Genomic DNA, 20707 nt, shown 5'->3' on the forward strand with positions numbered 1-20707 from the left:
TATTCTACTTGCATCCATAAACAGGCAAAAATTGATCAACTTGATAGAAGCCATTTTTCATGCGTTTAGGTTTCTAGCAAAACTATCACAAAGGACATTGATCATGAATAGTAGTCACCTCACCTCTGAGCATACCTCACAACAATTTTACCGCCAATACAGTGCCAACGCCTTATTACCAGAGCTCAACTGGCAGAATATTTTTGTACAGAGCAACTTAAATGATACTCATCTAAAAGCATTGAATACACTTTATCAAGCAGCCGCCCCCCTTGCCCTCAATGTATTCCATGAGCTGAATTTTGATGTATTTGCACCAGCAGCTTATCAGCCACAGGGTCTAGGGCTATTTGAAAAGCTAGCGTTACAAGAACAAAAATTCTTGGATGTATTAGAAACAGAATCCGCTCATTTGGATCATGAAACTCGTCATCAAATGTGGAGTATGCTACTTCGTGGTGGTGCCGTGCTGGTCTTTAAAGCATGGTTAGCTCATGTCAAAGATGGCGAAAATCAACTGGATAAAAGTCAGTTCGATGAACTATCAGATTTATTATTTATTAACACTCGCCCAGAGCAATTAGCACAACGTTTAAACGTAGATGCCAATGCAGAACTGACACACATTTTTTTGATGCACGAAAATGATGTTTTTCTTGATCATTTTAATAGCCTTGAAACAGCAGCTTTATTTGTAGATTTAGGTGTTTATGATGCGGCATTTTTAAGCTTGCGCGATGATCGTGTGGCTGAATATCTCACAGCCAAAGGCTATGTCACTCAAGAACAAATTGATGATTTGCAATGTGCACTTAATCCGTTGTACTGCGATAGCTTAATGCCAAAACAAGACTGTTTGGCTTAACTTAAAAATAAAACAAGGTGGCAAACCCACCTTGTTTTTTTATAGCTTAGAATTTCATACTGATTCGAGTCCAATAGTTTCGACCAATATTGTTATATTGCGTATCAGCAGGATAAAAACCTGTTGCAGCACCACCTTTATTTAAGTGTTCGGCATATGTCTCATCAAGGATATTATCAATCCCGACCGATAACTCAACATTTTGAGTCAGTTTATAGGCACCATTTAAAGACAGCGTGTTAAAAGCCTTACTTTCACCCATGTCATAGCCAACTATATTTCCTTCGTTCTTGCTAATACGATCTTGTTTCGCAACAACACGCCATAACAGACCTAAAGAATAATTATCAGCGATATAACGCAAGTTCAAGCGTGCTTCCAAAGGTGCGATTTGCGGTAATGGCTTATTGTCCGTGGTATTTTCTCCCCACGCATACATTGCACTCAAATCGGTTTGGATTTGATCTGTAAATTTATAGCCTACACCTAATTCTGCGCCTGCAATCGTGGCATCTACATTACGAATTTTCGGGGTAAGCATCTCATTATCAGGATCATCATAGCTGATCAACATAAAGTCTTTAATCACACCAACATAAGCAGATGCCCAGCTATTATATTTCCCATGATCAAGTTGATAACCCAAATCAAGTTGGAGCGTTTTTTCATTGTCTAGATATTCCAAGTCATCCATCGTTCTGGTTGCACTCGGCATTGGCATATTGCCATGACCGCCATGACCGCCATGACCGCCATGACCATTCATGTCATCCATACCCATGTTTGTCGATGGTAATACTGTCCGATAAATTTCCCAGAAATCAGGCGTACGTTCTACATAACCTAAACCAATATAGCTTTTCAAATCATGTTGCGGCATGAGATTTTCTAGGCGAATAAAACCACTAGGTACAGTATTTTTACGCGATTTATTGCTCGCTAGATTTTCAATTTCCACATGGTCAATACGAGCGCCTGTAATCACTTTATTATTATCATTTACAGGAATGGTAGCTTCAGTAAATGCACCATAACTTTGAAAGCTGAGAGTCTCATCCATTGCTGGCGGCAACTGACCACGCATGTACATATTACCCGCTTGCTTATTATGCTGAGAATCAAGTCCTGAAACGAGACTGATTTTATCCCAATCTGTCGTGATCGCTGCTCTTGCATTAAGCGTACGGCGAGTGACGTCCATTGCCATAGGCATACCACCTACTGGCACATCTCTCAAACTGAAATTATCCATAATGTGATCATTAAAACTATAATCAACTTGTGCTTCGATTTTTTTAATCACCTCACTAATATTGCGTTGTTCTAGATGTAGTCCCAGACTTTCACGTTTAAATTGCGATCCATCAAGCGAACGTCCCGCGTAAGCCGACTCACCATCGCCTTTTCCACCCTGCAATTCAATCCACGTGTTTTCAGTTGGTGTCCATCCTAAGGCAAGATCAGCACCCCAACGCTCCCAATTTGAATGAACGTCCTTACCATCACCATCTTGATAGTCATTGGCGACAGAACGGTTCGCATTAATACGTGCATAAGCAGTGTCATTGCCAATCGCCGCATCTACATTATGATCTAATCGACCGTATGAGCCTGCAACCACACTCGCTTGACCTTTATAGTTTTGATTTTGATCGAATTTCACTGGATCTCTTTCAAATAAAACAGTTGCTGCCGAACCAGGTGTTGGATAGCGAACGGTTTGAGGTCCTTTAATCACGGTAATACGATCAAAACTCTCAGGTGAAATATATGAAGTTGGATTATCCATACGTGCTGGACAAGCACCCAGTTCCTCAGAACCATCATTCAATACTTTAATTCGTGAACCAAACATTCCTCTAAAACTGATATCACCATTGGTTCCCCCACTGCCTATACTGCTAAAACCAGGAATAGTTTTCAAATATGCAGCACCATCCGAAGCAGGAACAGGTTGAATCGGTTGTTTAGGGTCACTGTGTACAATCAAACCATTCGCATCATTTGCGAGCTGTGCAGTGACAACAATCGGTGCAAGTGTGACTTGAGCCATTTGAGTTTGTGACTGAGTTTCAGTATTTGCCCATAGCACCGCAGAATTTGAAGCAGCAAGAATCGCAACCGTCAGCGGTTGTAATAAAAATTTAGGTTGAGCCATGATTAGTCTCTCTTAAAACATAAGTAAAACGAGGCTAGAGTTTTAAAAACCCTAATGAAATTGACGTTTTAATTTATGCAAAGAGTGGCGGTGCTCGCCCTTGAGGTAATAAGAATAGCCGTTGCAGTGCAAAATAAATATGCTTAAATGCCTGTTGATACGCGACTAAACGGATTTGGATTCGGACTAAAACTTCTTTCACGCCGAATTCTGGTGGTAATACCAGATTGGCATAGACAGTACAGTACTGGCATTGATGGTTTGGATCGTGGTGGTCATGTTTCGACATCAAGCTTTGATGTTGTTCAAGCTGATGTGAATGATGATGCATATTGTGCGATACAGACTGCTGTTCAGCTTTTAATTTAGGCAACAATAACGCTTGGGTAATCGTTTCACAGACGGGTGCAATCTGATATTGCTTCGGCAGTAGAGGCTGCAAAAACACCGCAATCTGTAAACAGACTGCGGTAAATGCAAGCATTAAACCACTACGAAACAATAAGGGCACTTTTAATAACCGAAAAACATGTGTTAACGTTTAACCGCAACTTTTTCCTTATCGCGTTGACGTACAACTTTTTCAACTTTTTCACGTGCACGTTGACGTTTCAATGGCGATAAATAGTCTACAAACAGTTTTCCATTTAAGTGATCCATTTCATGTTGGATACAAACTGCGAGAAGTTCGTCAGCTTCTAATTCAAATGCTTGACCATCAAGGTTAATTGCTTCAATTTTTACACGTGACGGACGCGCAACTTTATCGTATATTTGAGGCACAGAGAGACAGCCTTCTTCGTAGGGCTGAGTCTCTTGAGTCAGTGGAGTGACTTTGGGGTTGATGAACACCATCGGTTGATTTTTCTCTTCAGAAAGGTCCATGACAATAAGCTGAATATGATGATCAACCTGAGTTGCCGCTAAACCTATACCCGGTGCCTCGTACATGGTTTCTAACATATCTGCTGCAAGCTGACGAATATCATCAGTGACTTCTTCGACTGGCTTGGCAATGGTACGAAGACGGGGATCAGGAAAACTTAAAATAGGTAATAAGGCCATACTGTTCCTCACTTATGCCATTGATCAAAAAACCAACTGAAGGGAATGCTTGATCAAAAAATTGTGTGTAAAGTCGTTATTATAGCGCAACTACACAGATAATTTTTAGGAATTATGATAATGAAAAAGGTTTTAAACGGCATACAATCATTTCATGCCTTGGGGTTAAAAAAACAACTAATTGCTGCTGCAATTTGTGCTGGATTGGGCATGACGGTAAACCTGACCCATGCAGCCAGTCCGAATGTCAGCCCACCGTCAGTGAAAGCAGGCGCACCGCATGTTTATGTGGTGAAAAAAGGCGATACCCTCTGGGACATTTCGGGCAAGTTTTTAAGCAAGCCGTGGCGCTGGCCTGAAATCTGGGCAAGCAACAAACATGTTAAAAACCCACACTGGATTTATCCAGGGGACAAACTACTACTTTGTAGTTTGAACGGTAAACCACTGATCGGTAAAGATGAAGGTGATGGTTGTGACGGTATCATTCGTCGTTACTCTGGCAATACTTCTACTTTACGTCCAAAGGTTCGCATTGAAGCTTTGAATAATAGCGTCCCGGTTATTCCATTAGCTCATATTCAACAATGGCTGGAACGCACCTCGGTACTTCCAGCCGATGCGATTGCCAATACACCGTATATTCTGGGCACCGCAGACAACCGCGTTCTTGCAGGCAAGGGCCAGAGCGTTTATGTCCGTGGTAAGGGTCTTGAAAATGGTCAACGCTATGGTGTGTTCCGTGAGGGCGAACCATATGTGGTGCTGGATGAGAAAGGCAAAAAACAGGTGCTTGGCATTGAGTTAACCCAAGTCGCTTCGGGTGTTGCCATTCGCAACGAAAATGACATCACTACGGTTGAACTGACCGACAGCTACAATGGTGAAGTCCGCCGTGGCGACCGCGTCATGGCTGAACAGGATGCCATGCTGCCTACCCTGTTCTACCCAACTGATGCAGGTCAGGTCAAAGATGGCGGCAAGATCATTCGTGTCATGGGTTCAATTGGAACTGCTGCGAAAAACGGCGTGGTGACCGTAGACCGTGGTACGGCTGACGGTATTGAGATCGGACAGGTTTTCAGCACCTATCAGGATGGTGAAACTGTTCGTGACCCTAAAACCAAGGAAGCCGTTAAACTTCCTGGACAATATGTGGGCAGTGTCATGATCTTTAAGAGTTTTGACCGTATCAGCTATGCATACGTGCTGGAAAGTGAACTGCCAATAAAGATTGGTTCAAACATCAAGCCACCTCGTCTTGATGACTAAGTCCTAAAGACCCATGTTGGATCAATTATCACCTCAGCACTACGCCACTGTTTTGGTGTGGTATTTGGTTCAACATTCGCTCTCCAGTTTTCCAAAAATTCTTCATCACTTTGGCAGTTGTGAACAGGCAACTCAACCCAACCGCTTTGCAGAATGGCAGCAACTTGGCCTACATGCCAGTCATTTAAAACGTTTGCAGGAATTCCAGACTGCGCAGGGGCAGCAACAATTTGCACAGACCGTTCAACTCATTCAAAAACACAGTGACTTCATCTTAACGCCTGACGATATCGGCTATCCAACCCAGCTATTGCCCTATTCAGACCACCCACCGATTTTATTTGGGCAGGGACAGGCATCGGCACTGTTACAACCCCAAATCGCTGTAGTGGGCAGCCGCAAGCCCAGCCCTCATGGACGGCAAATGGCCTATGACTTTGGCTATTATTTAAGTGAAAAAGGCTTTTATATCAGCAGTGGTCTGGCACATGGTATTGATGAGGCAGCACATCGTGGTGGACTGGCGCATCAGCGAACCATTGCAGTGATGGGCACAGGACTGGATACCATTTATCCTGCCCAGCATAAACAATTAGCCGAAGAAATTCGTCAATCGGGCGCAATTGTGACTGAGTTCTTGCCTGCCACCCTGCCTTTAGCCGCGTTTTTTCCACGGCGTAACCGTATTGTCAGCGGCTTGAGCCTTGGCGTGTTGGTGGTGGAGGCGGCATTAAAAAGCGGTTCCATCACCACGGCAAATGCAGCGGCAAATCAGGGCAAAATGGTCTTCGCCATTCCTGGACATATTTACAGCGAGCATCATCAAGGTTGCCATCAACTGATTCGGGAGGGTGCAACCCTGGTTGACCATCCTGAACAGATCATTGAAGATCTGGCTTTACCAACCCAATGGCAAGCCCAGCAACAACGTGTTGAAGAACCCAAAGAAACAGTACCTCCACCACCCAGCCTGCCTACGCACCTGATCGAACTCTACCAGATACTGGACTGGGTTGGACAAGACCTCGACCAACTTGCCCAGCGCTATTCAGCATCGATTGCTGACCTCACCGCCCAGTTAATGGAACTGGAATTGCTCGGTTTATGTATCCAGCAAGGTGGACGCTATTTACGTTGCCGCCCAATGCATTAAACTAGCAACATCTATCCCTTGATTCTCAGTTTTCGCATGATCACATCCTCCATTTCTGAAGCGGCACAACTATTAAAACAGGGTGAAGTGCTTGCCTATCCCACTGAAGCCGTCTGGGGGTTGGGCTGTGATCCATTCAATGAACAGGCGTTTCAGCACATTTTGGAACTGAAACATCGTCCAATGGAAAAAGGGGTGATTTTACTGGCTGGGCACCTTGATCAGGTTGAACACTTACTACAAAGCTTAACAGCCGATATTCGCCAGCAAGTCATTGCAAGCTGGTCCGACCGTTTGCCGACAGAGCGTGCCACCACCTGGCTACTCCCTGCCGATCAGCACATTCCAGACTGGATTAAGGGACAGCATCCCCTTGTCGCGGTACGTGTGACCACCCATCCCCTGTGTGTTGGGCTGTGCAACAGCTTTGGTGGCTTTATTGTTTCAACCAGTGCCAATCCTGCGGGTTTAACACCTGCACATAGCCTGCAACAGGCACAGGATTACTTTGCCTCATCGCTGCATTACCTAAAGGGTGATCTGGGACTGAGCCAGCAACCGAGCCGAATCTTAAATGCACTTACAGGTGAAGTGATTCGTGCTTAGTACATTAATCATATAATTCGGTGAAGAGCAGACAAAAAAAAGCTCAGTTATATAGGGATAACTGAGCATAAAAAGGATGTGGATAATCACATCCAGAGGGTTCACAAATTTGGTAAGCAACTTCTTCATTCTCATAACGAATCAGCCTGCTGCGGGCGGTATTATAGAACAATTGTTCAACTTATACAAATATATTATTTCTCTAACAAAAAATGTGAAAAACGTACCATTTTTGTCACTTTCATTATTTTAATAAAATTATATTTCTATTTTTATTCAGCTTTTTTTAGATGACAAATTTAGTCACACTTTAAAATATATTTGTAAATCATATAGAAAGAATGCTCATTAGATAAATTTTTTGGTGTGTTTGTTTTTATTTTCAACAAACACACCTTTATCGAACCTGAATTAGGCTGATTTCACCCGTGTGGCTGGTGCTTTCACCGTTTTCTTCTGTGCCATCACAATACCCACCAGAATCATCACACCACCAATGCTATGGTGGATCGTCCATTGTTCAGACAACCAGAGGCTGGCAATAATTGCGGTAAACACAGGCATCAGGTTGATAAAAATACTGGTACGGTTTGGGCCAATCGCCTGTACTGCCAACATCCATAATAATGGTGCGATCAACGATGGAAAGATAGACTACCACCACAGTTCCAGCTTTATAGAGTTCTTTAAACGCTATACAGGCCAGACCCCATCCAGCTTAAAAACGCCTCCATTTAAAGAACGCCCTGTTTTCATGGATTATTTGTATGGATTCATCTCAACAGCATTGCACTCTGGCTGAATAGCAGTTAAAACAAACAGGTCTTGCACAACAACAGATTAGGATAATCACATGAGCCAATCGGTTTACCACATTCCAGTTAAGGACATTAAGGGTCAGGATGTTGACCTTGATCAATATCAGGGTAAAGTCCTATTGATCGTCAACGTTGCGTCAAAATGTGGTTTGACACCACAATATGAGGGTTTGGAAAAACTTTATCAGGCCAAAAAAGATCAGGGGCTGGAAATTTTAGGTTTCCCTGCCAATAACTTCTTAGAGCAAGAGCCAGGCACAAACGATGAGATTGAACAATTCTGCTCTCTCAACTATGACGTGCATTTCCCACTTTTCGCCAAAATCTCTGTTGCAGGTGATGATAAGCACCCACTTTACCAGACACTGACTCAGGCGATTCCTGAACGTACGGGTGAGGGTCCTTGGTGGAAAGACCTTGTTGACTATGGTTTAACCCCAAACAATCCGCCTGAAGTGTTGTGGAACTTTGAAAAATTCCTCATCAATAAAAATGGCGAGATCGTTGCACGTTTTGCACCAGACATCACAGCCGATGACGAACGTATTGTCAGTGCGATTGAAGCTGAGCTAGCCAAATAATTCTTATATATTTAAAGAAAAGAATAGTTTACCTCTTCTTTTCTTTTGAATAACTATTATAATTTTACTTTAATTTATATATATAAAATAAAGATGGAATTTTATGGCAAAGTTTCTTAATACCAGCGCAACTAATTTTTATTTAGAGGAACTGATCAAGAATGCTAAAGAAAGATTGATTTTAATTAGTCCTTTCTTAAAACTGAATGATCGTATCAAAGAACTTTTAGAAGACAAAAATCGTTTAAAAATAGATATTCGTATCATTTATGGAAAAAGTGATTTGCATCCTGATGAAATTAAATGGATGCAAAAACTCGATTATGTACGAGTCAGCTTCTGCAAAAATCTACATGCCAAGTGTTATATAAACGAATCAACTTGCATTATCTCTAGTCTAAATCTTTATGAATTTAGCCAAGTCAACAATAATGAAATGGGTATCCTGATAGAAAAAGATCAAGATGCAACCGTATTTAAAGACGCCTACGAAGAAGCTCAACGCATTATTCGGATCAGCGATGAAGTTCGTATTTCTCTTGATGAAGTTAAAGAGTTCGAGACTGTTCAAGACAATAATGAACAAGAGGATTTCAGCAAATTAACCACCTCTAAACTTGCGGCAAAACATAAGCTCAAAACCAATGAGCTTCTTGAACAATTTGTCCAAAAAGGTTTTTTAGTAGTTAATGATAAAGGTAAACACCAATTAACCGAGCAAGGCAAAAATATTGGAGGAGAATTCAAGTTCAATAGCTATGGTGGCTACTTCCTTTGGCTTGGAGATATGAATATCTGAACAACATCATTTACCTAAATCATCAAAAGATTTTGGGCTATAATCTTAGTAGCCCCTCTTCTTTACATAAGCAATCTTAATGAATTACAAAAATCACTTTTTTATTCATATTTTTTCATTATAGTGACGTTATTCACATATTTTGGTGCAGTTCAGCCATGATGGAAAACCAGTCGATCAAAGCCATCCTTTCAGCCATGACACTTGTTGCTGCATTTACACTGACAGGCTGTGATCAAGTTCCCCATGACAATGAGCAGGTGGAACAAGAGTCTGAATTTGAACAGCCTGCTACAACAGCGAATCAGGATAACAGCATCGAAATGATCAAGGCACAGGACACCCAAAACCTGAGTCATGGCGATATGCTCAACATCGCACGCGATATTGCAAAGTTGCAGCTTGAGACCGATGATTATGTGACCTTGTTAAAACAGTCACAAAGCAGCCTTGAACAGGCAATTCAGGATCAAAATGTTCAGCAACTGCAAAATATCACAGGTGAACTTAAGCAGGAATTACACGGACTACATGACATTTTACTTTCACTAAACCTGAAAAGTAATGAGGTTGACCAGATTCGCCAGAGTCTACTTACAGCCAACCAGCAGCTTCTGAGCATGCCCTTGCTACATGGTCAACTGGACATTGCCCAGCTAGATTTTGCAAAAATTGAAAAGCAGTTCAACACCATTCAAATGGATATGGTCAAACTGGCAACCTTAGTACTCGGCAATAAAGATGATTCAAACGCTTAAACTATATTTATTTTAATTTTCGATGCAGCATAAAAAAAGCCACCTTTCGGTGGCTTTCTCAATCTGAAATCAGCACTGATTAGAGCGCGCGATTCTTGATTTTGCGGATGGTTTCAAGCTGAGCCGCCGTTTCTGCAAGCGCAGCAAGAGCAGCAGCCGAGTCCAAATCACTCTTTTGATTGGCTAGCAATTGTTCAGCTTGTTTACGAGCTTCCATAATTGCAGCTTCATCCAAGTTGTCTGCACGGATTGCACTATCTGCAAGTACCGTAACAACATGAGGTTGAACTTCTAACACACCGCCAGATACGTAAACAATTTCTTCCGTACCATTTTCCAACTGAACACGAATCGGTCCAGGTTGGAGTAAAGTTACAAGTGGTGCATGTCCAGGTAAAATACCTAACTCACCACCCGCACCTTTTGCGATTAACATCGTAACTTGTCCAGAGTAAATCGACTCTTTAACACTTACAACATCGCATTGCATAATCGCCATGAGAATCTCCTTAAATTAGAGTTGCTAATTAAAGTTTCTCGGCTTTAGCAATCACTTCGTCAATACCACCAACCATATAGAACGCTTGTTCTGGAATGTGATCGTATTCACCAGCTAATAGACCTTTAAAGCCACGAATCGTTTCTTTAAGTGGTACTAATTTACCAGGAGCACCAGTAAACACTTCAGCTACGTGGAATGGTTGAGAGAAGAAACGTTGGATTTTACGCGCACGGTAAACAACCAATTTATCTTCTTCTGCTAACTCGTCCATACCCAAGATTGCGATGATGTCTTTAAGCTCTTTATAACGTTGCAATACGTTCTGTACAGAACGTGCAATTTCATAATGCTCTTGACCAACAACCAATGGGTCTAACTGACGTGAAGTTGAGTCAAGTGGATCGATCGCTGGGTAAATACCAGAAGATGCGATATCACGGCTCAATACTACTGTTGCATCTAAGTGAGCAAACGTTGTTGCAGGTGATGGGTCAGTCAAGTCATCCGCAGGTACGTATACAGCTTGGATCGATGTGATCGAACCAGACTTAGTAGACGTAATACGCTCTTGAAGAACACCCATTTCTTCTGCAAGTGTCGGTTGGTAACCTACCGCAGATGGCATACGACCTAACAATGCTGATACTTCAGTACCTGCAAGTGTATAACGGTAGATGTTGTCGACGAATAATAATACGTCACGACCTTTACCATTTTCGTCTTTTTCATCACGGAAGTATTCAGCCATCGTCAAACCAGTTAACGCTACGCGTAAACGGTTACCTGGTGGCTCGTTCATCTGACCGTAGACCATTGCTACTTTGTCAAGAACGTTAGAATCTTTCATTTCGTGATAGAAGTCGTTACCTTCACGAGTACGCTCACCAACACCAGCAAACACAGATAAACCTGAGTGTGCTTTCGCGATGTTGTTGATCAACTCCATCATGTTAACGGTTTTACCAACACCCGCACCACCGAATAAACCAACTTTACCACCTTTTGCGAACGGGCAAAGCAAGTCGATGACTTTAATACCTGTTTCTAAAAGATCAGTAGAAGCTGCTTGTTCAGCATAAGAAGGCGCTTGACGGTGAATTGGCAAACGCGCTTCAGTCGCTACAGGACCTGCTTCATCAATAGGGCGACCTAAAACGTCCATGATACGACCAAGCGTAGCTGGTCCAACTGGAACAGAAATCGGTGCATTTGTACTGGTTACATTAAGACCACGTTTAAGACCTTCTGTAGAACCCATTGCGATGGTACGAACAACACCATCGCCAAGCTGTTGCTGAACTTCTAGTGTAGTTTCAGTACCATCAACTTGGAGAGCGTCATAGATCTTAGGAACGCTATTGCGCTCAAACTCGACGTCGATAACCGCGCCGATGATCTGAATGATACGACCGCTACTCATTGCTGTCTCCTCAATTCAAACTAATAATGTTAAACGGCAGCGGCACCGCCAACGATCTCGGAAATTTCCTGAGTAATCGCGGCTTGACGCAGCTTGTTGTAAATGAGCTGTAGGTCTTTAATCAATTGTCCTGCGTTGTCTGTCGCCGCTTTCATCGCGACCATACGAGCTGACTGCTCACATGCAACGTTTTCAATCACACCTTGATAAACCATAGACTCGATATAGCGAACCAACAAACCATTCAACAATACTTCTGCTTCTGGTTCGTAGATATAGTCCCAACCATAAGTACGGTTGAGATCATCGCCTGCTTGCGCTGGTGCTAAAGGAACAAGTTGTTCTACTTTAGGCTGTTGAGTCATTGCATTGACGAAACCATTTGAAACGAGGTAGATACGATCTAATTCACCTTTATCAAATGCATCAAGCATAACTTGTACAGAGCCAGTTAACTGCTCCAAACTCGGCGCGTCGCCAAGTTGGGTCGTTGCACCAAGCACTTTACCGCCGTAATTCTTAAAAAACGAAACCGCTTTTTGACCAATCAAAGCAAATTCAACTTCAATTGACTGCTGTTGTTGTGCTTTGACATGCTGCACAACTTTCTTGAACAAGTTAATGTTCAAGCCACCCGCCAAGCCACGATCTGAAGACACTACGATATAGCCAACACGCTTAACTGGGCGGTCAACCATATAACGGTGTTTGTATTCAGGGTTTGCTTGAACTAAGTGAGCAATTACACGGCGCATATTATCGGCATACGGACGGCCTTGAGCCATGCGCTCTTGCGCACGACGCATTTTAGAAGCAGCTACCATTTGCATCGCGCGAGTAATCTTTTGCGTGCTCTTGATACTAGCTACTTTGGCGCGAATTTCTTTTAAATTTGCCATACGCTTAACCTAGTATTCGAAAGCCCTTTCGAGCTTCCGAAGGTTGATCCGTGAACCAAACTTAACTAAAGTTTTAGCTATTGCTAAAATTAGTAAGTTTGAGTCGCTTTGAAGCTCTCAATACCTGCTTTGAATGCTGCTTCGATGTCTTTGTTGTAATCACCAGTTTCATCGATCTGTTGCATTAACGCAGCATGTTCAGAACGGAAGTAAGAGATTAACGCAGCATCAAAGTCTACGATTTTCTTCACTTCTACGTCAGCCATGTAGCCTTCGTTAGATGCATATACAGAAACAGCTTGGTCAGCAATTGAGTATGGAGCATATTGTTTTTGCTTCATTAACTCAGTTACACGTTGACCATGCTCAAGTTGCTTACGCGTTGCTTCATCAAGATCAGAAGCAAACTGAGCAAACGCAGCCAATTCACGGTATTGTGCTAAAGCAGTACGGATACCACCAGACAATTTTTTGATGATCTTAGTTTGAGCAGAACCACCAACACGCGATACAGAGATACCCGCGTTCACTGCAGGACGAATACCTGCGTTGAATAATGATGTTTCTAAGAAGATCTGACCGTCAGTAATCGAAATTACGTTGGTTGGTACGAATGCAGATACGTCACCCGCTTGAGTTTCAATGATCGGCAACGCAGTTAAAGAACCAGTTTGGCCAGTTACTGCACCGTTCGTGAACTTCTCAACATAGTCAGCTGAAACGCGCGAAGCACGCTCAAGAAGACGTGAGTGAAGATAGAATACGTCACCTGGATACGCTTCACGACCTGGTGGACGACGTAATAACAATGAAATTTGACGGTAAGCAACAGCTTGCTTAGACAAATCATCATAAATAATTAACGCATCTTCACCGCGGTCACGGAAGTATTCACCCATTGTACAACCTGAGTACGGAGCTAAATACTGCATAGCTGCAGGATCAGCTGCCGCAGCTGCGACAACAGTTGTATACGCCATAGCACCAGTTTCTTCTAGCTTACGTACCACGTTTGCAATTGTTGATTGTTTTTGACCAATCGCAACATATACACATTTAATGCCAGAGTTTTTCTGAGCGATGATCGCATCGATCGCCATTGCTGTTTTACCAGTTTGGCGGTCACCAATGATCAACTCACGTTGACCACGACCTACAGGGATCATGGTATCAACTGACTTATAACCAGTTTGAACGGGTTCGTCCACTGATTGACGCCAAATTACACCTGGTGCCACTTTTTCAACAGCATCAGTTAATTTTGCATCAATTGGGCCTTTGCCATCAATTGGGTTACCTAAAGCATCTACGACACGGCCAAGAAGTTCAGGACCAACTGGAACTTCTAATACGCGACCAGTACAGCGAGCTTTTTGACCTTCTTGCAGGCTTAGGTAGTTACCTAAAACAACGGCACCCACTGAATCCTGTTCTAGGTTCAGTGCCATACCAAATAAGCCGCCGTCGAATTCGATCATTTCACCGTACATTGCATCCGCAAGACCGTGAATACGCACGATACCGTCAGATACCATGACGATGGTACCTTCGTTCTTCGCGGTCGCGCTGGTGTCCAGATCGCCGATACGCTGTTTAATGAGCGCACTGATCTCGGATGGATTCAGTTGTTGCATTGCGCTATTCCTCAATCTTTTTTAAGTTCAGTCTTTTTGCTGTTAGGCAAGAAGACGAGTCCGCATTTTTTCAAGCTTGTTAAGCGCAGAGTCATCTATCACTTGGTCGCCTGCACGAATCACAACCCCTGCGATTAACGCTGGATTAACGTTAACAGTCACATGTACAGTTCTGTTAAAACGTTTTTCAAGCGCATGAGCTAAAATATGCTCTTGTCTCGCATCCATTGGAAAAGCAGATTCAATTTCTACTTCCAATGAGTTGTTATTCTGCGATTTAAGTTGTTCGTATTCTGTTGCAATTTCAGGCAATAAGATAATACGATCATTTTCAGCAAGCAGTGTCAGAAAATTAGACAGCGCTGCTGATTGATCTTCACCTAAAACTTTTGTAAACAGACCAACTTGCTCCGCAGGAGTCAATTCAGGACGATTTAAATAAGCGGAAAATGCTTCATCTTGCACCGCAGCACTGAGCAATTGTAATGCATTTGACCAAGTGTCAGTTGCATTCTGCTCAGATGCATAAGCAAACGCTGCTTTAGCGTATGGGCGTGCCAACGTCAAGAGTTCAGCCATATTTCCCTCGCTTAAAGTTTAGCAGCCAGCTGATTCAGCATGGCATTATGAGCTTCTGCGTCAACTTGTTGGTTCAGAATTTTTTCTGCACCAGCAACTGCCAAGGCAGCAACTTGTTGACGTAATTCTTCGCGAGCAGCATTGATGTCTTGATCAACAGTTTCTTTCGCCTGTTGACGAATACGCTCACCTTCAGCAGATGCTTGGGTACGCGCTTCTTCGACCAATTGCGCTGCACGACGGTTCGCTTGTTCGATCAATTGAGCCGCTTGTGCTTTTGCTGCGTCTAATTCTGCCTTAACTTGTGCTTGCGCATCAGCAAGGTCAGCTTTTGCTTTTTCAGCAGCATTTAAGCCATCAGCGATTTTACGCTGACGCTCACTAATCGCATTGATTAGTGGTGGCCAAACAAACTTCATGCAGAATGCGACAAAGAACGCAAATGCAATCGCTTGACCAATCAATGTGAGGTTGATATTCATTTCGCTATTCCTCAATATGTGGATTTAGGAATTAAGCTATTAACCTACAAATGGATTAGCGAAGATGAAGAACAAGCCAATACCAACACCGATCATAGGCACAGCATCAAGAAGACCCGCAATTAAGAACATACGAGTTTGAAGTTGTGGAGCCAATTCTGGTTGACGAGCAACAGCTTCTAAGAAGCGGCCACCTAAAAGACCAAAACCAATCGCAGTACCTAAAGCACCGAAAGCGATCAAGATAGCAGATGCAATTGCAACTAGACCTAAAGTGAGTTCCATGAAAAATTCCTCAGAGGTTAGGTTATTACCAAATTAAACTAAAATTTAAGCCTAACCATCGATTGATAATTAGGCAATACCATTAATGCTTTTCGCTTGCCATGCTCAAGTAAACGATGGTCAGCATCATAAAGATGAATGCTTGCAACGTGATTACAAGAATGTGGAAAATAGCCCAAGGCACAGATAACGCCCATTGAATCCAGAACGGTAATAACGCGATTAAGATGAAGATTAACTCACCCGCATACATGTTACCGAACAGTCGTAGAGCCAACGAAACTGGTCGAGCAAGAAAAGTTACTAATTCCAAAATCAAGTTCACTGGAATCAATAACGCTTTTGCAACTGGGTTACTTGGGTTAAATGGGTTAAGTGCCAATTCACCGACGAAACCGCCGATCCCTTTTTCACGAATACTATAGAACAAGATTAGTGCAAATACAGACAATGACATACCAAGGGTAATGTTAGGATCTGTAGATGGAACAACCTTGAAATACACGTGGTGAGGGTCCATACCAAACACGCTTGCACCAATCTGTTGAGCTAGATAAGGAATCCAGTCTACAGGAATCAAGTCCATTGCGTTCATGAGGAAAATCCACACGAAGATGGTCAATGATAAAGGAGCAATTAAACGCGATTTGCCGTGGAAAGTATCACGAACACTTGAGTCCACAAACTCGATAATCATTTCGATTGCAGATTGGAATTTAGTTGGAACGCCAGCATTTGCAGCTTTCGCAACTATCCAGAACAACAAACAGAAAATAACACCAAGTCCGATAGACCAACCCATTGAATCCAAGTGAATTGCAGTGAACCCCATCGATTGAGCTTCTTCAGCAGTCTCAGCCAATTTCCATGTACCATCAGGCATTTTGCCATAGGTCATATTGGTCAAGTGATGCTTGATATACTCGGTCGAAGTCAGGGCATGTTCTTCAGCAGCCATAAATCACACCTGGTCAATGTCAATCATTAAAAAGAAGCGGAACGAATCCTGCGAACTGCAAAAATCTCGTACCCTCTTCCAAAAATCTCAAAAATGTGTTTCATTCTCGTTGCTGAAGACGTGACACCCAGAATGGTGCAACCCACGACATAGCCTGAACGAGGATAAACCCACAAAACAATGCTACCGCTGACAACGGTTTGACATTGCTCAAAATTAAAATAAAACCCACAATCACAATTGCAAACTTACCGAGCATTCCCCGATACATATTCAGCATGACCTGTCTTGACGCCCGTGCCCCAGCTGTCCTAAACGACTGCCAGGCAAAATAACAATGCGCCAACCAACAAACCAGTGCCCCAAGCGCAGCACTCAGGGCCGCAGTGGTGTCTTTTATCAACCATGCCAGCAACGCTGCCACAGGAATCATGCACGCCTGTAAGAAGACCAAAGCTTTTGCTAATCGTCGGTCAATCAAGCGACTAGTTCGGCTCATTTTTTACCCACTTACAGCATAACTGCTTGACAAGTTTTAATCATGATTGTTTTGAATCGCAGGCATTATAGAGTTACACCCCTGAACATGCAATCTTTTCTCGACTTAAGTCTGTTTTTTTCGTTAGCCCATTTTTTGACGATAGAGTCAATTGGTTTTTATTTTTTTCATCAATTTTGTGTACTTAATACGCATTTATCGGTTTTTGAAGCCAATTTTTTCCAAGCTGTTACAAAATTGTCCTCACCACGCATGCTTTCATCCACGGGCTGGAAAACCACTGGGTTCAATTTTCGATACTGGCTGCTGCTGGCAGATGTTTCAGCCAATAGGCACATTTGTGCTTTAGGCCGATTGTCCATGAGATATTTAATCTGGGCAGCAGTCGGTGCAATATGTGGATCATCGGTTAATGCCCCTGCAAACTTCAGGTTCAGCGCCCGCTCCAGATACTGATAGGCATCATGATAAGACCAGTAGGGTTTGGATTTACTCGAACTTTCATATTGCTGGGATGCCTGTAGCATCTGCTGGGCAAAGTCCTTGGCATTGGCCAGATATTTCGCCTTGTTTTCTGGATATTGCTGTGAACGCAAGGTCGCAATAAAGAAAGCGATCCGCACTGCATTGTTGGGATCGAGCCATACATGACTGTCCACAGTGTTCGACAGTGCAGCCCCACGCAAGTTGCGTTGTGGCAATGTGGTCAGAATACCCGAATCCAGCAGTGCAATTGCCTTGCGGTTCTGACTGAGCAGCTTGTCCAGAGGTGCTTCATGCACTTTACCAAGCCATAACACCAATGAAGCATCCTGTATTGCCTTGCGATGGGCTGGAGTAAGCTGTACATCATGGCCTGTCTGGTCACCCAGCAACAGTACTGGTTCTTCCACACCATCGGTGACTTCTTTTGCAATCAGGTAAATGGGATGTGTTGAAACCACTAAACTTTGTGTCCAGCCCCATGTGCTCAACATTGACAACAAGACCAGAAGAGAAAGGCGCAACATCACAGGATTACTCAAGAAAGCGAATCATGTTATAATATAACAAAAGTTAAAAAATACCTATGTCTATTTTCAGGATTCATCACACTATCTATTACCCAGTCCATTTAATATAGATCGTTATAGATGAATTGCATGATATGATAGTGCGTCTGTTGGTACACCTGCGACACAGGTTATATATAGTCGAAATATCAATAGGCCCTACAAAAACAATGAGGTCAATTTATGAGTTCTTGTTCACACGAACATGACAATGCTTTACACGGTGTTCACGGTCATCACGATATTAAGGCGCGACTTGCCGAAGCAGAGATTTTATGCACTGCCGCGGGCGCTCGCCTGACACCTTTGCGTAAAGAAGTGCTTGAACTCATCTTAAATGCCTCTGCCCCAATGGGCGCCTATGACCTCCTGGCAAAAATCAAGGGGCAGGCAGACCGCCCTGCTGCCCCACCTACAGTTTATCGAACTTTAGACTTCTTACTGGAGAAAGGCTTAATCCATCGACTAACCTCAATTAATGCCTATATTCCCTGCTGTCATCCACGTGAGGGGCATCAGGCCGCATTCCTGATTTGTACCGAATGCCACTCGGTTAAGGAGGCATCGGCACAGGGCTTGATTCAGCAACTGGATCAGCTTGCCACCTCTGACCAATTTTCTGCTCAACACAGCATTATTGAAATTTCTGGAAAATGTCACCAGTGCACTCTGCCCCAATAACTCCTCCACTGATCCAGTTGGAGAACATCTCGATTCGGCGTGATGAACGGGATATTTTACGCAATGTTGATTTTGCCTTACAGGCAAAAGAGATTGTGACGTTGATTGGTCCAAATGGTGCTGGCAAGTCCACCCTGATCAAGGTCTTGCTTGGCATCATGCCACCCAATAAAGGCAAGGTTCATTTTTCCAAAAAGCTTAAAATGGCCTACGTCCCACAAAAGTTTAATCCATCCGCCAGTCTTCCATTACGGGTTCAAGATTTACTGGATTTAGAAATTTGTGCCGCAGATTTACGCGAAGAAATTGTCCGGGATACGGGCATTCAAAAATTACATTCTTCAAAAGTACAACAACTTTCAGGCGGTGAACGGCAGCGGGTATTACTGGCACGCGCCCTGTTACGCCAGCCAGACATTCTGGTGCTGGACGAACCGATGCAGGGTCTGGATATTCAATCTGAGGCAGAGCTGTATGACTATGTGCGTAGTTTGCCCGAGCGCTATGGTTGTGCGGTATTGATGGTTTCACATGATTTACAATGGGTGATGCAGGGTACACACCGTGTGGTCTGTTTAAATAAACATATTTGTTGTAGTGGTTTACCTGAAAGCATTCAGCAGCATCCTGAATACCAAGCGATTTTTGGTACGCAACGGATGTTCTATCAGCACCATCACAATCATTGTGGACATAGCGATCATGCGGAACCCTGTTCTCATGATCCACGCCCACACATTCACCCTGAACCAAAGGTCTAAGCCATGATGGAATGGTTACAACTACTGTTACCCGCTTGGATCATGGGCACATTGTTGGTATTTTTAACTGCGCCACTGGGTTGTTTAATGCTATGGCGTAGAATGTCCTTTTTTGCAGACACCATGGCGCATGGCACACTGCTCGGTGTCGCGGTTGCAGGTATTCTGCATTTACCTTTCTGGCTGGGTGTTGGCTGTCTGGCGGCATTGCTGGTTGCCATTCTATGGGTTTTGCACGACTCACGTTTACCGAACGATGCCCTGCTCGCCTTGTGTTCAGCAACCCTGCTTTGCTCAGGCCTGTTATTAATCCAGCAAGTACCGAGCTTACGTCCAGAACTGTTAAGTTATCTGTTTGGTGACCTGCTCAGTATTGAATGGGCCGATTTACCTATCTTTGCAATCGTGATCATCAGCGCCCTTGTGGTGCTTTACCGTTCATGGTCGGCACAAATCCAGATTGCCATTGATCCCGACATTGCCATGAGCGAGGGAGTCAATGCCAACTGGCAACGCCTGGTTTTCATGCTGTTGCTGGCCTTGTTTACTGTACTGGCATTACGTGCCGTGGGTTCACTACTGATGGGTGCGCTACTGGTGATTCCTGCGCTTAGTGCTCGTTTGCTGGCACACTCTCCTAAACAGATGGTGATCTGGGCATTCATACTGGCACAATTTGGCGTTACAGTTGGGCTGTGGTCAAGTGCGGCGCTCAACATTGCCACAGGTTTAAGTATTGTATTGTGTATGGCGCTTTGTTTTGCCATTATTTTTATTGGACAGAAACTGAGTTCACGTTCCTCATAACATTTAACCGATTGCAGTTTGAATGAATCTCTTGCCAATTTGGTTAACGCGACAAAATTTGCTATATTTAGCG

23 protein-coding genes and 2 pseudogenes are annotated in these 20707 nt (G+C 43.4%); 11 read left to right on the forward strand and 14 right to left on the reverse strand.

The features are described 5' to 3' along the window. Positions 1 to 103 precede the first annotated feature (103 nt). Entirely contained in the window at positions 104 to 865 is a 762-nt protein-coding gene (locus tag F988_RS00055) for a hypothetical protein (protein WP_004680033.1), read from the forward strand. A gap of 46 nt (positions 866 to 911) precedes the next feature. Here F988_RS00055 and F988_RS00060 read toward each other — a convergent pair whose 3' ends face one another. The 3 genes from F988_RS00060 to def form a co-directional block, all read right to left on the reverse strand. Next, complete coding sequence (locus F988_RS00060; protein WP_004680034.1) at positions 912 to 3023, reverse strand: TonB-dependent receptor domain-containing protein; 2112 nt, start codon at positions 3021 to 3023, stop codon at positions 912 to 914. A gap of 73 nt (positions 3024 to 3096) precedes the next feature. Then, positions 3097 to 3507, reverse strand: a complete 411-nt coding sequence (locus F988_RS00065) for a DUF2946 family protein (RefSeq protein WP_004680035.1) — start codon at positions 3505 to 3507, stop codon at positions 3097 to 3099. Positions 3508 to 3557: 50 nt separating this feature from the next. Continuing rightward, a complete protein-coding gene (gene def, locus F988_RS00070) occupies positions 3558 to 4088 on the reverse strand; it encodes a peptide deformylase (protein WP_004680037.1) in 531 nt (176 codons plus the stop codon). Positions 4089 to 4208: 120 nt separating this feature from the next. On the opposite strand from def, the gene F988_RS00075 reads away from it, so the two are divergent. Genes F988_RS00075 through F988_RS00085 form a run of 3 tightly spaced genes read left to right on the forward strand, consistent with a single transcriptional unit; the run spans position 4209 to position 7119 of the window. Then, a complete protein-coding gene (locus tag F988_RS00075; protein ID WP_004680040.1) occupies positions 4209 to 5360 on the forward strand; it encodes a LysM peptidoglycan-binding domain-containing protein in 1152 nt (383 codons plus the stop codon). Between the two features lie 13 nt (positions 5361 to 5373). Continuing rightward, entirely contained in the window at positions 5374 to 6513 is a 1140-nt protein-coding gene (gene dprA / locus F988_RS00080; RefSeq protein WP_004680041.1) for a DNA-processing protein DprA, read from the forward strand. 36 nt (positions 6514 to 6549) lie between these two features. Continuing rightward, the gene (locus tag F988_RS00085) at positions 6550 to 7119 is read left to right on the forward strand and encodes an L-threonylcarbamoyladenylate synthase type 1 TsaC (RefSeq protein WP_004680043.1); all 570 of its coding nucleotides are present in this window, start codon (positions 6550 to 6552) and stop codon (positions 7117 to 7119) included. Between the two features lie 411 nt (positions 7120 to 7530). Here the strand turns inward: F988_RS00085 and F988_RS00090 are convergent. Further along, positions 7531 to 7770 (reverse strand): annotated as a pseudogene (locus tag F988_RS00090) (EamA family transporter); the annotation flags it as partial. Between F988_RS00090 and F988_RS15635 the strand changes: the two are divergent. The 4 genes and pseudogenes from F988_RS15635 to F988_RS00105 all read left to right on the forward strand — a co-directional run. Then, positions 7769 to 7857, forward strand: a pseudogene (locus F988_RS15635) (AraC family transcriptional regulator); the annotation flags it as partial. The pseudogenes F988_RS00090 and F988_RS15635 overlap by 2 nt on opposite strands. A 115-nt stretch (positions 7858 to 7972) precedes the next feature. After that, positions 7973 to 8518 carry a glutathione peroxidase gene (locus F988_RS00095; protein WP_004674074.1) on the forward strand — a complete coding sequence of 182 codons (546 nt, stop codon included), beginning with the start codon at positions 7973 to 7975 and terminating at the stop codon, positions 8516 to 8518. 103 nt (positions 8519 to 8621) lie between these two features. Beyond that, positions 8622 to 9317 carry a phospholipase D family protein gene (locus tag F988_RS00100; protein ID WP_004680047.1) on the forward strand — a complete coding sequence of 232 codons (696 nt, stop codon included), beginning with the start codon at positions 8622 to 8624 and terminating at the stop codon, positions 9315 to 9317. Between the two features lie 158 nt (positions 9318 to 9475). Continuing rightward, positions 9476 to 10075, forward strand: a complete 600-nt coding sequence (locus F988_RS00105) for a hypothetical protein (protein ID WP_004680049.1) — start codon at positions 9476 to 9478, stop codon at positions 10073 to 10075. A 79-nt stretch (positions 10076 to 10154) separates the two neighbouring features. Here F988_RS00105 and F988_RS00110 read toward each other — a convergent pair whose 3' ends face one another. From F988_RS00110 to F988_RS00155, 10 genes are all read right to left on the reverse strand, one after another. Continuing rightward, on the reverse strand, positions 10155 to 10574 hold the full coding sequence (locus F988_RS00110) for a F0F1 ATP synthase subunit epsilon (RefSeq protein ID WP_004680052.1): 420 nt from the start codon (positions 10572 to 10574) through the stop codon (positions 10155 to 10157). A gap of 28 nt (positions 10575 to 10602) precedes the next feature. After that, on the reverse strand, positions 10603 to 11997 hold the full coding sequence (gene atpD, locus F988_RS00115; RefSeq protein WP_004680053.1) for a F0F1 ATP synthase subunit beta: 1395 nt from the start codon (positions 11995 to 11997) through the stop codon (positions 10603 to 10605). A 29-nt stretch (positions 11998 to 12026) separates the two neighbouring features. Continuing rightward, the gene (gene atpG / locus F988_RS00120; RefSeq protein WP_004674080.1) at positions 12027 to 12896 is read right to left on the reverse strand and encodes a F0F1 ATP synthase subunit gamma; all 870 of its coding nucleotides are present in this window, start codon (positions 12894 to 12896) and stop codon (positions 12027 to 12029) included. A gap of 89 nt (positions 12897 to 12985) precedes the next feature. Further along, positions 12986 to 14530, reverse strand: a complete 1545-nt coding sequence (gene atpA / locus F988_RS00125; RefSeq protein ID WP_004656522.1) for a F0F1 ATP synthase subunit alpha — start codon at positions 14528 to 14530, stop codon at positions 12986 to 12988. 42 nt (positions 14531 to 14572) lie between these two features. Then, complete coding sequence (locus F988_RS00130; protein ID WP_004680055.1) at positions 14573 to 15109, reverse strand: F0F1 ATP synthase subunit delta; 537 nt, start codon at positions 15107 to 15109, stop codon at positions 14573 to 14575. 11 nt (positions 15110 to 15120) lie between these two features. After that, positions 15121 to 15591, reverse strand: coding sequence for a F0F1 ATP synthase subunit B (locus F988_RS00135; RefSeq protein ID WP_004680057.1), 471 nt, complete (start codon positions 15589 to 15591; stop codon positions 15121 to 15123). Between the two features lie 39 nt (positions 15592 to 15630). Beyond that, entirely contained in the window at positions 15631 to 15876 is a 246-nt protein-coding gene (gene atpE / locus F988_RS00140) for a F0F1 ATP synthase subunit C (protein WP_000424060.1), read from the reverse strand. An 82-nt stretch (positions 15877 to 15958) separates the two neighbouring features. Continuing rightward, the gene (gene atpB, locus F988_RS00145) at positions 15959 to 16834 is read right to left on the reverse strand and encodes a F0F1 ATP synthase subunit A (protein WP_004680059.1); all 876 of its coding nucleotides are present in this window, start codon (positions 16832 to 16834) and stop codon (positions 15959 to 15961) included. A gap of 100 nt (positions 16835 to 16934) precedes the next feature. Continuing rightward, positions 16935 to 17333, reverse strand: coding sequence for an ATP synthase subunit I (locus tag F988_RS00150; protein ID WP_010589287.1), 399 nt, complete (start codon positions 17331 to 17333; stop codon positions 16935 to 16937). 170 nt (positions 17334 to 17503) lie between these two features. Beyond that, positions 17504 to 18343, reverse strand: coding sequence for a metal ABC transporter solute-binding protein, Zn/Mn family (locus F988_RS00155; RefSeq protein WP_004674087.1), 840 nt, complete (start codon positions 18341 to 18343; stop codon positions 17504 to 17506). Positions 18344 to 18568: 225 nt separating this feature from the next. Here F988_RS00155 and F988_RS00160 point away from each other — a divergent pair, with 225 nt between their 5' ends. Genes F988_RS00160 through znuB form a run of 3 tightly spaced genes read left to right on the forward strand, consistent with a single transcriptional unit; the run spans position 18569 to position 20634 of the window. After that, entirely contained in the window at positions 18569 to 19066 is a 498-nt protein-coding gene (locus tag F988_RS00160) for a transcriptional repressor (RefSeq protein WP_004680061.1), read from the forward strand. Continuing rightward, positions 19039 to 19827 (forward strand): zinc ABC transporter ATP-binding protein ZnuC, encoded by a 789-nt coding sequence (znuC, locus tag F988_RS00165; protein ID WP_004680063.1) that lies wholly within the window; start codon positions 19039 to 19041, stop codon positions 19825 to 19827. The genes F988_RS00160 and znuC overlap by 28 nt, the downstream gene beginning before the upstream one ends. Before the next feature lie 3 nt (positions 19828 to 19830). Beyond that, positions 19831 to 20634 carry a zinc ABC transporter permease subunit ZnuB gene (znuB, locus tag F988_RS00170; protein ID WP_004674090.1) on the forward strand — a complete coding sequence of 268 codons (804 nt, stop codon included), beginning with the start codon at positions 19831 to 19833 and terminating at the stop codon, positions 20632 to 20634. The last annotated feature ends 73 nt before the right edge of the window (positions 20635 to 20707 follow it).

It is taken from the genome of Acinetobacter parvus DSM 16617 = CIP 108168 (genome assembly GCF_000368025.1).
GTDB classification, from domain to species: domain Bacteria; phylum Pseudomonadota; class Gammaproteobacteria; order Pseudomonadales; family Moraxellaceae; genus Acinetobacter; species Acinetobacter parvus.